The sequence below is a fragment of the Shewanella waksmanii ATCC BAA-643 genome (assembly GCF_000518805.1).
Lineage (GTDB): Bacteria > Pseudomonadota > Gammaproteobacteria > Enterobacterales > Shewanellaceae > Shewanella > Shewanella waksmanii.
Window position 1 is genome coordinate 24,051 of record NZ_JAEH01000012.1, and the last position, 14,619, is coordinate 38,669.

10 protein-coding genes and 1 pseudogene are annotated in these 14,619 nt (G+C 44.0%); 4 read left to right on the top strand and 7 right to left on the bottom strand.

Features of this window, described 5'->3' with window-relative positions; genetic code table 11:
* Positions 1 to 9: 9 nt before the first annotated feature.
* Both L865_RS23340 and rmuC read right to left on the bottom strand, forming a co-directional pair.
* A pseudogene (locus L865_RS23340) lies at positions 10 to 1,917 on the bottom strand (transglycosylase SLT domain-containing protein).
* A 79-nt stretch (positions 1,918 to 1,996) separates the two neighbouring features.
* Entirely contained in the window at positions 1,997 to 3,493 is a 1,497-nt protein-coding gene (gene rmuC, locus L865_RS0107550) for a DNA recombination protein RmuC (protein WP_028772676.1), read from the bottom strand.
* 173 nt (positions 3,494 to 3,666) lie between these two features.
* Here rmuC and msrP point away from each other — a divergent pair, with 173 nt between their 5' ends.
* A complete protein-coding gene (gene msrP / locus L865_RS0107555) occupies positions 3,667 to 4,701 on the top strand; it encodes a protein-methionine-sulfoxide reductase catalytic subunit MsrP (RefSeq protein ID WP_028772677.1) in 1,035 nt (344 codons plus the stop codon).
* A 13-nt stretch (positions 4,702 to 4,714) separates the two neighbouring features.
* A complete protein-coding gene (gene msrQ / locus L865_RS0107560) occupies positions 4,715 to 5,362 on the top strand; it encodes a protein-methionine-sulfoxide reductase heme-binding subunit MsrQ (RefSeq protein ID WP_028772678.1) in 648 nt (215 codons plus the stop codon).
* On the opposite strand, the gene L865_RS0107565 is transcribed toward msrQ, so the two are convergent.
* Positions 5,343 to 6,758: a diguanylate cyclase gene (locus L865_RS0107565; protein WP_028772679.1), complete on the bottom strand. Its 1,416-nt coding sequence runs from the start codon at positions 6,756 to 6,758 to the stop codon at positions 5,343 to 5,345. The genes msrQ and L865_RS0107565 overlap by 20 nt on opposite strands.
* Positions 6,759 to 6,766: 8 nt before the next feature.
* The gene (locus L865_RS0107570; RefSeq protein ID WP_028772680.1) at positions 6,767 to 7,759 is read right to left on the bottom strand and encodes an ABC transporter substrate-binding protein; all 993 of its coding nucleotides are present in this window, start codon (positions 7,757 to 7,759) and stop codon (positions 6,767 to 6,769) included.
* Positions 7,760 to 7,942: 183 nt separating this feature from the next.
* On the opposite strand from L865_RS0107570, the gene L865_RS0107575 reads away from it, so the two are divergent.
* Positions 7,943 to 9,589 carry a methyl-accepting chemotaxis protein gene (locus tag L865_RS0107575; protein WP_028772681.1) on the top strand — a complete coding sequence of 549 codons (1,647 nt, stop codon included), beginning with the start codon at positions 7,943 to 7,945 and terminating at the stop codon, positions 9,587 to 9,589.
* 26 nt (positions 9,590 to 9,615) lie between these two features.
* Here L865_RS0107575 and L865_RS0107580 read toward each other — a convergent pair whose 3' ends face one another.
* Positions 9,616 to 9,936 carry a hypothetical protein gene (locus L865_RS0107580; protein ID WP_028772682.1) on the bottom strand — a complete coding sequence of 107 codons (321 nt, stop codon included), beginning with the start codon at positions 9,934 to 9,936 and terminating at the stop codon, positions 9,616 to 9,618.
* Between the two features lie 357 nt (positions 9,937 to 10,293).
* On the opposite strand from L865_RS0107580, the gene L865_RS0107585 reads away from it, so the two are divergent.
* Positions 10,294 to 12,120: an AsmA family protein gene (locus tag L865_RS0107585; protein WP_028772683.1), complete on the top strand. Its 1,827-nt coding sequence runs from the start codon at positions 10,294 to 10,296 to the stop codon at positions 12,118 to 12,120.
* Positions 12,121 to 12,215: 95 nt separating this feature from the next.
* Here L865_RS0107585 and L865_RS0107590 read toward each other — a convergent pair whose 3' ends face one another.
* Together L865_RS0107590 and gloB are read right to left on the bottom strand one after the other, a co-directional pair.
* Positions 12,216 to 13,754, bottom strand: a complete 1,539-nt coding sequence (locus tag L865_RS0107590; protein ID WP_028772684.1) for a LysM peptidoglycan-binding domain-containing protein — start codon at positions 13,752 to 13,754, stop codon at positions 12,216 to 12,218.
* An 86-nt stretch (positions 13,755 to 13,840) separates the two neighbouring features.
* The gene (gene gloB / locus L865_RS0107595) at positions 13,841 to 14,617 is read right to left on the bottom strand and encodes a hydroxyacylglutathione hydrolase (RefSeq protein WP_028772685.1); all 777 of its coding nucleotides are present in this window, start codon (positions 14,615 to 14,617) and stop codon (positions 13,841 to 13,843) included.
* Between the last annotated feature and the right edge of the window lie 2 nt (positions 14,618 to 14,619).

The following is a 14,619-nucleotide window of genomic DNA, read 5'->3' on the forward strand; positions in this document are numbered from 1 at the left end:
GGCAACAAACTAGTACTTTCTGTTCCATTCTTCTTCGCTAAATAGTTGTGGCTGCTTTTGTTGTTTTAATTGGTATATCACTCGATAACTGAGTAAGGCTTGTACATATTCTCGTGTTTCCGTAAATGGGATTGACTCGATAAAAGTCATTACATCTAATTGGCCATCTGATTTTTTAAGCTAAGATTTTACCCGATGCGGCCCGGCATTGTAGGCTGCGGCGGCTAACACACGGTTACCATCAAATTGCTTGAGTAGTTGGGCATAGTAGGCGCTGCCGAGCGGGATATTGATCTGGGCTTGATACAAGCTACGCTGACCTTGGTAATTAAGTTTATAACGTTTGGCGGTATCTTTGGCAGTGCCAGGCATGAGTTGCATTAGCCCTCTGGCGCCTACGCCCGATGTGGCGTAAGGATAATAAGCACTCTCGCGGCGTGCGATAGCGCGTAAATCATCAACGTCTACTTGGCGTTGGTCGGCTGCTTGGGTGAATAGTGGCGATTCAACAAAAGGGAAGCGCATGGTCATATCGTTCCAGGCGCCGGCTTTTATGCTGGCTTGCACAGCAAGATCATGCCATTGGTTGGAGACCGCCAAAGCGCCATATTGTGCTTGAATGCTTTTATCATGGCGGCCTAATAGCATTATCCATTCTGCGCGGGCATCAATGGTTTTGTCGATGGCCATTAGCTCAGTGACTCGGCTCAGTCCTTTATCATTTTTCAATTTCGCTTGAATTTGTGGATCGGATTCCGTTGCTTGATGGCCCATATTGAAGGGCTGCTCAGTTAAGTAAGCGGCAGTAAATCCGTAGAAGTTTCGCTGTGTGCTTAAATTGCTAAGATCCTGAGGTTGCTCAGTAAGTCGGTGTGACCAATACTGCCAGCGTGCTTTATGGCGATTATCATCACTGAGCAGGGCTAAAAACTGCGGCACTTGCTGGAGTTCATTTTGCCGCAGTGCCCAGCGAATCCGCAAAATGACTAAATCGTCAGAATCGAGCAGCGGCAACATTTCATCGACAAGGCTTTGCAAGCCCATTTCTTGTTTGATAATGGCGCGGCGAATTAAGTGACGCCCAAGCTGGCGTCCTTGGTAGTCGGTAAATCGGTCTGCTTTTTGGTAATCGGCAAATAACGTGACCGCTTTGACCACATCCTTTCTGGCTAAACGTCTAAGGCCGGCATCGACTATATCGCCATTGATTTTAGCCTGTTTAGTAAACCGGCTCTTATGTCTCAGGCTACGAGGGTCTTTATAGACTGCAAGCAAACGCTTAGCCTGATCTTGATGCCGAGTGATCTTGCGGCTTAGATACTTAAGCAGGCTAGTTTGACCAGCATTAAAAGCCAGCAGCATCCTTGACCAAATCAGCTCTTGTGAGCGTAAGCCTGCTTTTTCCCACTGTTTAAATAACGGGTCACACTCTTTAGGTTGTGAGCGCCCGTGGAGCCACAGTTTTTCCGCGCCAGCATAGGCAATTTGCGGTTCTTTGCTGACCTGAGCACGATAGTAATAACACTGCAGCACCTTATTATTCGGCGCCTGTGGGCTTATCGCTAGGAAGTCTTGCCAGCGCCGCTGGCTACCGGCACGTTTTAAGTATCGGTAGCGTGCGCTGTTATACAATGGTGTGTGTCTAAATTGTTCAATGGCCTGGGCGGCTTGTTCGCCGTCCATTTTCAAAATCTTCTCGATATCAGCATGAAAGTCTAAATAGGGCACCAAAGGATAATCATCGAGTTGTTTTCGCAATGATTGATAAGTCGTAAGTTGGCGCTTATCTAATGCTTTCCTGGCATCAAGATAGCGCTGTTGTTGCTCTGTTAATGGCTGGGCAACCACTTGATTGCTCATTAGCAGCCAACTGATGATCAACAGTACATTGATTGGGGCAAACAACACCTTGCGCATTACTACCTCTGTTGCTATCAATGGATTTAATGGCCTAAGCTAAAATGTGCATCCTTGCTGACACTTTTGGCTTAGCGGACTATTTGTCATCTAGCGTTTCATCTAATGTTTCATCGAGTGCTGTATCGAGCATGATTGGCTCAATTTGTTTACTGGTGGCGACGCCCAATTGCTGCATTTGGTGTGCTTGCCTGACTAAATTACCTTTACCGCTAGCGAGCTTCTTCATTGCGTTCTGGTAGCTTTTGTCTGCACTATCTATCGCGCGGCCCACCTTTTCCATATCGTCTATATAGCCGCACAGCTTATCGTATATCTTTGCGGCTTGTTTGGCGATATGTTGTGCATTTTGATTTTGGTATTCATAACGCCAAATGTTATTGATGGTGCGCAGCGCTACCAGTAAATTAGTTGGGCTAACCAACATAATGTTCTTTTCAAGGGCAAAGTTGATAATGCTGGGGTCGTGTTCAAGGGCGAGTAAAAACGCGGGCTCCAGTGGAATGAACATCAATACATAATCTAGGCTGTTGAGCCCATGTAATTGTTGGTAATCTTTAAGCCCTAAACCTTTAATATGATTACGAATTGATTGGCAGTGCTCGCTTATTGCAGCTGACTTTTCTGCCTCATCATCACTGTTAAAATAGCGTTCATAAGCCACCAGTGACATTTTTGCATCAATAACCACGTCTTTATTTTCGGGTAAATGTACAATCACATCGGGCTTAAAGCGTTTGCCGTTATCTGATTTTAAGTCGGTTTGAGTTCGGTATTCATGGCCTTCTCGCAGGCCACTTTCTTGTAGCACTCGCTCTAAAATGACTTCGCCCCAGTTTCCTTGCTGCTTGTTGTCACCTTTTAAGGCTTTCGTCAGATTTGTCGCATCTTGGCTCATTTGTAAATTGAGCGCTTTGAGCGACTCTAATTGATGGGTAAAAGCGCTGCGCTGGGATTGCTCTACGGTGTAGGACTCTTGAACTTGTTTTCTAAATCCTTCAATTTGCTGCTTAAATGGTGCTAACACCTTGTCTAATTGTGCTTGGCTCTGCACGCTGAGCTTTTCACTTTTATCGTCAAAGATACGGTTGGCCAAGTTTTCAAACTGAGTGGTCAATCGTTGCTCAGATTCTTTCAAGTGGGCCACTTTTTCTTCTAAAGCTTGTTGCTCAACATTAAACGTTGCTTGTTGGGTCTGCGCCATCGCGTGAGATTTTGATAGTGCTAGTTGAGTTTCAATCTGTTTGCGCTGCGCATCAGCTAACTGCTGTTCTAATGTTTCAGTGCGATTGGCTTGCTGTTGCGCCATGCCTAATAACGTGAGCTGCTGTTCAAGCTTATCGGATAGCTTTTGCTTGTCGTTGGTGAGAGTGTCAATGTGTGCGTCTTGGGTGTCCATCTGTTGCGCTAATTCTGCCACCGTATCAGAATGGAGTTGCTCAAGTTCGGTGCGCACTTGTTGCCAACGATGGCGGGTGAGTTTTTGGTTCAGTAATGCACCAATTAATAAGCCTAGAAATGCGATTCCCGCGAATGCGGCAATCTGTGGTGCTGTGAATGCGAGGTCAAATGCCATGAAGTCGGACTCTCTAAGAAAAAGTGCAGTAAGATTGGCATGCAACAAGGTGATCTTCAAGTGTTTAATCCCCGTATGAATAACCTTTAAGCATTTGTTTAAAAAACAATGAAATAATTTTGGCTAAAGTCCGATCCTATCAATAAGAATGACAATTTATGAGGGCGACAGTAATGGCAGCATCAAATTTTAAACGCGGTATTTTACAAAAGCCACGCTGGTCAATCAGAGAAAATCAGGTGACTCCAGAGGCAGTATTTAATGACAGGCGCGCCATCATTAAAGCGTTAGGCCTAGGTGCTGTGGGTGCATCACTACCAGGTCAAGTGCAAGCAGGATTGTTTGATCTTTTTGGTGAATCTAAAGCTCAAGACCCTTTTGTGACCAAAAAGCTTGATTTCAGTAAGAACAGTCGTTTTGAAGTCAATGAATTATTGACCCCTGAGAACAAGGTTATTAGCCATAATAATTTTTATGAGTTTGGTACCAGTAAAACCGATCCACTCGATAATGCCCAGGGCTTTAACGTTAACCCCTGGCAGCTAAAGATTGATGGCTTAGTGGATAAGCCCATTACGTTAAACTTTGATGATTTAACCGGTATTTTACCATTGGAAGAGCGAATTTACCGCTTACGCTGTGTTGAAGCGTGGTCTATGGTGATCCCTTGGGTCGGATTTAGCTTAGGTTCGTTGCTTAAACTCGCAGGGGTGAAAAGCTCGGCAAGCCATATTGCCTTTGAAACCCTTTATGATCCTGAACAAATGCCCGGCCAGAAAAGCCGCCTAATGGGCGGCGGAATCCATTATCCCTATGTTGAGGGGCTAACACTGGCGGAAGCGATGAATGACTTAAGCTTTTTAGCGGTGGGCTTGTATGGCAAAACCTTACCCGCGCAGAACGGTGCCCCCATTCGTTTGGTTGTGCCGTGGAAATATGGATTCAAGAGTATTAAATCCATTGTGCGAATTCGGGTATTGGATAAGCAGCCGCCCACTAGCTGGAATCAATTGGCGCCTCAAGAGTATGGCTTTTACGCCAATGTTAATCCTGAAGTTGATCATCCACGGTGGTCACAAGCGTCTGAACGTCGTATTGGCGAAGGAGGCTTGTTCTCGGCCAAACGTATTGCAACCTTGCCGTTCAATGGTTACCAAGAGGAAGTGGCATCTTTGTATTCTGGCTTAGATTTACACCGTAATTATTAATGCGGGGGAGTGGATGTTGAGATTGAGCTCAAAACAGATATTACTGATGAAGACGGTGTTTCACCTGCTCGCTATTTTACCGATAGTCTATTTAACTTTGCTAGTTTTGGCGGATAAAGCGGGCGGCGATCCGGCGCAATATATTATTCACTATACCGGCATGGGGGCGCTTAACAGCTTGGTGGCTGTCATGCTAGTTAGCCCGCTGGCCAAAGCGCTGCGCTTTAGCGCATTGATGCAAACGCGTCGATTGTTAGGTTTATACGTATTCTTTTACGCTTGCTTACATGTGATGTCATTTTTTGCTTTTGATCTGCTATTTGCTTGGGATCTGCTTATTCAAGAAGTGATTAAGCGTCCTTATATCTTGCTCGGTGCGGTTTGTTTTTTATTGTTAGCTCTGCTAGCAATCACGTCTTTTGCCAAAGTTCGCCGAAAGATGGGCCGTCGTTGGCAACAATTGCACAATAGTATCTATTTTTTGGCATTGGCAGTGCCGGTGCATTTTTACTGGTCGGTAAAGTCAGAAATCATTGAACCGATTGTGTATATCTTAATACTAGCGGGCTTGCTGATCTGGCGTTGGCTTAAGTCACCTAAAAGACAAAGAAAAAGCGCACATTTTTCTGGGCGGGCAGCCACTAAGAAGATAGGCGCTTAGGTTTTTTGCTGAGGTGAGTTGTTTGGTCGGCGCTGACTAAGTTTGGACTGCTATCGGCTATATAAAAACTGTTACCTTGCGCCTTTTTGGCGCGATACATTGCGTGGTCTGCCGTTTTAACTAACAGTGGCAAGCTGTCGCCGTTATGGGGAAAACAACTGATGCCGACACTGATCTGCAGTTGATGTTGTTCAACTTTGTCAGGGTTTTGCTTTGCGCTATGCTGAGCGCGAAGCGCGTTTTTATGGTGATTTTGCTGATTATATAAATCAATTTGGCTAAATAGTTTTTCAACAATCACTAATGTTTCACTTGGATCTTTAATCGGCTCGATACAGATAATAAATTCATCACCGCCAAGCCGGCAGCAAATATCAGCCTGTCTTGTCATGGCGGTGATGCTACGTGCAAGAGCTTTTAGCATATCGTCACCGGCGCCGTGGCCATAAACATCATTTATCTGCTTGAATTTATCGATATCAATAAACAGTAGTGCCAACCCTTGATGGTGCCGTCTACATCGGCTCAAAGTCTTGTCGGCGAGGCTTTCAAAGGCTCTTCGGTTTAATAGGCCGGTCAAATCATCATGTTCTGCAAGATGTTGTAACTTGAGGTGCTGCGATTTTAAGGCTTTTGCTTGGGCTTCAACCTCGTTTGCAAGTGCTTCTTTGCGTTGAGTGATAGTCGCCAATGAGCGTTTCATCTGATTGTAATGTTGCCCTAGGGTTTTAAACTCGTTGTTGTGGCTAATATGAACTTGACTGTCTAAATCACCCTTAGCCATTTTCTTGAATTCGTCAGTGAAAATGCGTTGGCCAGCTCTTAGGCGGCTTAAGGTAAACAAATTAAATGAAATCACCAACAAGGCGATAATCAGTAGGGTTGAGCCAACGATATAGAGTAATTTATTTTGGGTCGATTGGGCATTGCCAATCACAAGTTGTTGTAACTGAGTCAGCTCTTCTCCCATTGATAGCATGGTGGTATTTAGTCTGGCGGTTAACATACCCGTTGCTGACAAAATGCTGGTGTCATTGTTGGTGGAGGGGGCGGTCTCAGCCAAGCGCAGTAGACTATTTAGCGTGCTATTAAGGCGTTTTATATTGTTTATAAGCATTTGTTCTTGAGGTCTTTCAAGCTTTAAAGCTTGCAGTAATTGACCTAGTTGATTACGCGCTTCATCTGCCTGAATACGCGCTGCCGTGTCTTGGTATTTCTGCAGTAACCAGAGTTTGCCTTTGAGGTTAGCGATAGATTGCTCGATCTCTAGGACGTTTTGGAGTTTGTCATAGCTATAAGTTTGCACCTCTTTTAAGCCAAACAGGTTAATACTGATCATTACCACTAATAAAATTGCGAGAATAAGTTGCGTTAATATCTGGCTTTTAATATTCATGTTGATAACTAGTGGTCGCGATTAATTAAAAGAGCTTGAGTTAAATATTTGTCGTCAATTAACAGTCTATAGTCTGGCAACTGTTTGGCATCGACTAAGTTGGCTGCTTTGGCCCACCGCGCTTGGGTTTGCAGGTTTGCAATTAATGAATTGTTAAGTGATAGTCTAAAAATATAATCTTCCCAGCCCCAATTAAGCTGTTTTGGTGAGATGTTAAGGTAGTCGCTAACCAGCTGTTTAGCTTGTTCTGGAGAGCTCGCAATATATTGGCTAGCTTTTCTTAATGCGGTGAGAATAGACACTAATTGCTCGTCGCTAAGATTATTGTGAGTATTGGTGATGAGATTAAAACTCAGGTTATAACTGCCTTTACTATTAAGGCTGGCAATCTTGTCGCCATAGGCTTTATGCAGGCGATAGCCGTAGGGCTCCCAAATAGATATCGCGTCAACTTCGCCGGCCAATAGCGCTGGGCCTAAATCTTGTGGAGCCATATAAATTGGTATAATGGATAAATCTGCATGGCCCGTCATGATTAAGTAGGCATACAAAAAGAACTCACTGGCGCTTGATTGCACCATACCAATGCGCTTTCCCCGCAACTGTTGTGGCGTGGATAACTCACTTGTGGTGAGCGATAGCAATTTGATGTCATTGTCGGACTCGACAAAACTGGAAATAATTCGAAAGTCACTGCGACGAAAGCTATTAAACATCACAACTGACTCAGAACTCGTTGCGAGATCAGCATCGCCTTTCATTAAGGCTTCAAAGCACAGGTGGCCGCCGCGAAGTGGTTGCAGCTCTACGTAGATATTCTGCTCAGTAAAATAATCCAGCTCTTGAGCAATAATAATTGGTGCAGACAAGGGCGTGGTCGATATAGCCATACGAGCAGTCTGTTGCTCATTGACTTGGGCAGCTTCCTTGGTAGCCATCAGCAGATAACCAACGGCTACGGCAGCCATGATCATTACGCCTTTTACTAAGGTTGAATTCATCCAGTTGAGTTTCTGTTTTAACATTAACCTTATAAATATAGTGGATTAATGCTGAACTGCTTAAGTTTGGTGGAAAAATAACCACAAAGTTGTCGTTTTAATTGCTGATGACTTTGACAAAAACCGCTCCATGAACAAGGTTTATAACATTAACTATAAAAACTCTTTAGAAAGAGGCTAGCCATGGATTCAATTAACAATCTGTTTAGAAAGATTAAAATATCGAGTCGTCTGTTCTTGATGCTGGGCCTGTCTATTCTAGCTACAGCATTAATGTTTATTTTTGCATTGATCTCCATCGAGCAGTTATTGATGGAAGAGAAAGAGGCCAAGTTATCCTCATTGGCTGATGTAGGTGAGAAGGTGATTGCAGGGTTTTATGAGCAATCACAACAAGGACTGCTAAGTGAAGAGCAAGCTAAAGCCGGCGCTATAGCTGCGCTGGATAAACTGCGTTATGCGGGCAAGGAGTATTACTGGACCATTGACCGACAAGGGGTGATGGTCCAGCATGCTTTTGCCAAAAAATTAGTTAATACCAACGTATTAGGGATGAAAGATCCTAACGGTGTAAGGTTGTTCCAAGAGATGGTTACCGGTACGGCTAATAGTGAGCGGACTAAAGTTGAATATATGTGGAACCGCCCTGATGCATCTGAGCCAAGTCCAAAGATGAGTGTGGTTAAACGCTTCGAACCATGGGGCTGGATCACGGGTACAGGTATTTATGTTGATGATATTGATGAGCAAAAATATGCTTTTACCTGGCAATACTTACTTATTGGTGCCATTGTCTGGTTGCCTGTTGTGGCGCTGCTATTTTTCATCACCCATAGTATTTCTAGACCAATGCAGCAGACCATACATGCCTTTGAAAATATCGCTAGGGGTGAGGGCGATCTTACACTTAGGTTAGAAGAAAATGGGGCTGATGAGCTCAAGGAGGTGGCAGAGCGATTCAATGCATTCATTACGAAAATTCAATCGGTTGTTGCATCCGTTGCCGATTCCGTTGGCCACAGCCGAGGTCTCGCTGTTGGCCTTGCAGATATTTCGGCCCAAGCCAATAAAGTGACTGACAATATGCAAACAGAAACCGAGAGTGTTGCCACTGCGATTAACGAAATGTCGATGGCGGCGTCAGAGGTGGCATCAAACGCACAGTTGGCTGCTGATAGTGCGGCCAGCGCAGATACGGAAGCGGACCGGACCACTCAAGTTGTTGATGGTGCCGTATCAAAAATTAATGTGTTATCTGATGAGCTAGAAACAACATCGCAAGTTGCTCAAGAACTGCAAGTTAATTCAGCCAAGATAGGTCAGATCTTGGACGTGATTGTAGGTATTGCTGAGCAAACCAATCTACTAGCTCTAAATGCAGCTATTGAAGCGGCAAGGGCAGGCGAAGCTGGGCGCGGTTTTGCGGTCGTTGCAGACGAGGTGAGAACACTCGCGAGCCGAACCCAAGAGTCTACACAAGAGATTAACGGCATTATTGATGCGATTCGAGATTCTATTGAAAATGTGAATAAATCGGTTGAGAGAGCTAAAGTGCAATCCAGTGAAACGGTCAGTGAAACCTCTGAAGTGGTTGAAGCGTTACATGTAATTAAATCATCGATTAGACAAATATCTGATATGAATATTCAGATCGCAACCGCGACCGAAGAGCAAAGTGCAGTGATAGCTGAGCTAAATATGAATGTAACCCGTATCAATGATATCTCACTAGAGAACCAGCAAAAAAGTGTTCAGATAGGCGATTCAAGCGAGCAGATACAACAAGGTTCATCGCAGCTAGAGCAATTAGTATCGAGCTTTAAAGTATAGGGTATAAGATAACTCAATCCTGGCGGTTAATTTTGTTGGGATTGGGTTTTCATCACTTGAATAACTTCGTCGTAGCTCATATTAAACTGACGAGACAAATTGATCACTTTAGTCTTATATGTTTGTATGTGTTCTTGCTTAATAATTAACCGCTTTTTGTCTTCAACAAGTTCATTAACCGACTCTTGTAAAATGAGCATTTTACGCAAGCTAAGATCTAATGTTTGTAAATATTTTGCTATCTGCTCCTTGTTTCTAGCATTTTCTAAAGAACCTTCATACTTTTTATATTTACCATAGCTGTCAAGCGCTGCTAATGCTTGCTCTACATCATATTGTTTGCTCATTATATTTCGGCTCTCTTAATAACATTTTTTAGGAAGGTTAATTAATGTGGCTTGTTCGTATGATTATATATCAGTAAACAATATTGTCTGTAAATAAATACGGTGTCTATATTATATTTATTTTTTGGCTATCAAGTCATCACTATTACAAGCAATCACTATTAATAGTGGTAAAATCTTGTTTGATATTAATTTAAATAGCTATTTAATCTTGGCAGAACCTAGCAGCTCGTATTCTAGATGGATACGATCACGAGATGGTCATAATTTTTGCCTAGGCAGCACGTGTTTCAACAGCTATGCTTATGTTAAAGTTACGATTATTACACGCTATTTAACTGTTGGATGGATTCGAGTATGAAAGTAGTAAAGTGGATTTTGGTAGCAGTGTTGCTGCTATTTGTGTCGCTAGCGGCCTATCTTACCTTAGTTTTTGACCCCAATGACTTTAAACCGCAACTTGTGGATGCGGTTAAAGATAAAACGGGTCGGACACTTACAATCAACGAGGATTTGGAGTGGACATTTTTCCCCTCCGTTGGAATTAAGCTAGGTGGCATTGCGCTGTCAAATCCCCAAGGCTTTGATAAAGCAAATATGCTGGCTGTGAACCAAGTGGTAGCCAGTGTGGCGTTAATGCCACTATTGAGCAAGCAAGTAGAAATAGAAGAGATCAGCCTAGACGGGTTGACTGTTAATCTTGCGACCTACAAAGATGGCCGCAGCAGTTTTGATGGCCTAGCCGATAGTGGCAATGCTCAGGTAGAACCACAACCATCTACACCGGCAGCTGAGTCATCGGGTATCGCTATTTCCTCTATTGATATTGGTGGCATTAATATCACTAACACCCAAGTAGAAACATTTGATCAAGCAACGGGCGTCACCCAGACCTTTGAACTCGCTAGCATCCAGTTGAGTCAATTTACTTTAGATGAATTTGCCAAATTGAGTTACCAATTTAAAGGGCAACTGCCGGATATGTTGGTTACCAGCGAAGGCGAGGGACAAGTTAAAATTTCCAGTGACTTTAGTGAGTATGAGCTAACCGATTTAAAGGTGAGTAATAGTGTCAGTGGTAAGTCGATCCCACAAGGCAGTATGACGATTAACTTAACCACAGATATGTCAGTTAATGTTACTCAGAAAATGGCTAAGCTAGAATTGAAATCATTCAGTGCTGCAGATATCAGTGCGAGCGGTAAAGTTGATGTTAACTTCGCAAACAAAGTGCCAAATGTTAACGCTAAGCTGGATGTTGGGCCTGTTGACCTGGACAAATTGTTAGCTAGTACAGACAGTACGTCTGCACAAGGTAAAGAGCCGAGTCAACCGGCCGGTGGCTCGCAAACAGAGCCCGATCTTCGTGGACTTAAACAGGTCAATGGCACGTTTGATTTAACCATAGAATCAGTCAAAGTCAGTAACTTAACCACTGAAAAATGGGTGATGAATACCAATTTGAAAAATGGCGTGTTAAGTGTCAGCAAACTAACGGCGCAACTTTATGAAGGAAAGTTGCAAGCTTCAGCTAAATTAGATGGCCGCAAAAAAGTAGCCAGTTATCAATTCAATAAGAAAATTACCGGTGTACAAATTAGGCCTCTACTGATTGATGCGGCTGAGGTTGATATGTTGGCGGGCGAAACAAACTTTGAACTATCTGGTAATGGTAAGAGCTTAATCACTGACAATATTAAGCGAAACCTTAACGCCAAAGGCAAGTTTGCAGCGCTAGATGGTGCACTTTATGGAGTTAATATTCCGCAAATGATCCGTGATGCTCAAGCCAAAATGAGTGGCGACTTTTCAAGTAGTAAAGCCGAAGAGAAGAAAACAGATTTTACCAGTCTGACAGGCAGCTTCTCTATTGCTAAAGGTGTTTTTAGTAATCAAGACCTAGAGATGGCATCACCGCTTATTCGCTTGGCGGGTAAGGGCAGTGCTAACTTGCTTAGTGAGACAATTGATTATTCATTAACGACCTCTGTGGTCGGGTCGCTTGAGGGACAAGGTGGTGGTGGTCGTGATGCGCTACATGGTGTTGAGATTCCATTTGCTATCAGTGGCAGTTTCACCGAACCTAAGTTTGCTTTAGATACTGATGCTTTGCTTGATTCGAAGATTAAAGAAGAAACAGACAAGTTAAAAGACAGCTTGTTTAAAAAGCTTGGTGGATTTTAAGCGTTATTGAACCATCGTTTAGCTTGTGTTGGATATAAAAAAGGTTGCCTATTGGCAACCTTTTTTATGCTTAGCGAAATCATGTAAAAGCTCGCTTAAACACGATTGCCCGTGACATTTACATAGAGCTTAAGCTTTTGACCTGGTTGTAGATATTTTTGCTTGTCTAAACTATTCCAACGCACCAAATCACCCACGCGTACTTTGAATTTTGAAGCGATACGGGCCAATGAATCGCCTGAGCGCACAGTGTAATTTACGGTGCGGGTTACGCCCTGACCATTACCGGAGGTCTGCGTCCAAATTACCATGTTTTGCCCGACTCTGAGTGGATCGCTAGGTGCCATATTATTCCAGCTCGCCAGTTGGCTCACCTTAATCTTATGTTGCTTAGCAATTTTCCAAAGTGAATCACCCGATTTGACTTGATAATCAAGTTTAACACCTTTGCGTTGACGGTTTTGGTGCTGATCTAAGCGTTGTTCTGCGCTGAGGTTATAGTCGCTTAAATCCTGCGTCGCGACAGGGATTAACAGATGGCGACCGGCGATAATAGTATTGCCATTAAGATCGTTAACCGCTTTTAACGCTGAAGGGGTAGTGTGAAATTTACGTGCAATAACACCTAAGCTATCACCTGATTGAATTTGGTAACGTTGCCATTTAAGGCGAGACTTCTCATCGGTTTTAGCCAACTCAAGCTTAAAGCTCTCTGCCTTATCGATGGGCAAAACCAAATTGTGCGGACCATCAGGCGCGGTCGCCCAGCGGTTGTAGCCCGGGTTAATTTTATGCAGTTCATCTGTGGTCATACCGGCAAATTCAGCGGCTAGTGCTAAGTCAATTTGACTACCAATATCGATTACTTCAAGTTGTGGTTCATTGGCGATTGGGGTTAATTCGATACCATATTTGTCTGCATTGGCAACCACATCAGCTAATGCCAGCAGTTGCGGCACATAGCGGCGAGTTTCGGTGGGTAAACGCAAAGACCAAAAATCGTGGGATTTACCATTACGTTTGTTATTACGCACAGCATTGTTAACCCGGCCTTCGCCAGTATTGTATGCCGCGATGGCATATAACCAATTCTCACCGGTGCGGTCATATAAATATTCCATCATATCCATGGCAGCTACTGTCGCGGCGGGTACATCACGGCGGCCGTCATACCACCAATTCATCTCTAAGCCGAAGTGTCTTGCCATAGGAGAAGTGAACTGCCAAAGACCAGACGCGGCACCATGAGAGTATGCGAACGGATCAAAGGCACTTTCGACAATCGGCAAAAGTGCCAGTTCAATTGGCAGATCGCGTTTCTCTACTTCTTCAACAATCAGATACATGAACGGCGTAGCGCGTTGTGAGACGCGAGCAAGATGCTGTGGGTTCTTGATGTACCAATCGCGGTATTGATTAACTAGCTTTTGGTCGGGGACTGGCATGCTCAACCCTAGACGAATGCGTTGCCAAACATCAGTAACCGCAATGGGTTGTTCTACTTCCACCTCTGGAAGCGGTTTAGGTGGGGCAATTGTTACCGGTGCTTGTGGTTCTTGTGGTAAATCGGGTGAAGTTTGACAACCACTTAGCAGCAGGATTCCTCCTGTGATAACCAAGATAGGTAAGCGCATCTAAAAATTTCCTCAATATTGTCCCTCTCTATTCGCCGATAGATAGCGTAGGGGACTTACTTTAGCCGAGCATTGTAAAGCATTTCTTAAGCGCTGTCCTTCCATTGGCGCAATAACGCAAATGCGTGCACAGGATCCGCGATATGAGTTTGAAAATGTATTGAGAGTGCGGACTGGATCGCCTCTTTGTCTACGCGCAAGAAAGGATTGATGCTTAGCTGAGTCGCAAGTTTAGTGGGCAAAGTTGGCTTATTTTGCTGGCGTTGCAGTTGGCAAGTCTGCAGATAATCACTCAGTGCAACGTTGTCGGGGTCGACTTGAGTCGCAAAGGCTAGGTTACTCAAGGTGTATTCGTGAGCGGGATAAAATAGCGTATCATCATCTAACGCCGCTAATTTACTCAGTGAGGCATGCATTTGCTCAGCAGTCCCCTCAAACAAACGTCCGCACCCTGCATTAAACAAGGTATCTCCACAAAATACATGCTGACCAATTTTATAGGCGATATGGCCTAATGTGTGTCCCGGTAAGTGAATGATGTCCACGTCAAGATTGTTATCTAAGCTTATCTGCTTATCATCATCGCTAATGGTATGGGTTAAGCCAGCAATATTTTCCTTCTTTGGGCCATATACTGGTATCGGTGCTTCGCTCCTGGCTTGTAATGTCTTAATCCCGCCAGTGTGGTCCTGATGGTGATGCGTGATCAAAATACCCGCTAAGGTTAACTGGTGCTGGTGTAAGTAGTTCGCCACGGTGGAACCGCAGCCAGGGTCAACCACATAATTGCGCCCTGTAGCCGTATGTTGTAACAGCCAAATATAGTTGTCGTTGAAAGCGGGGATTGGAGTGACTTGTAGCATAT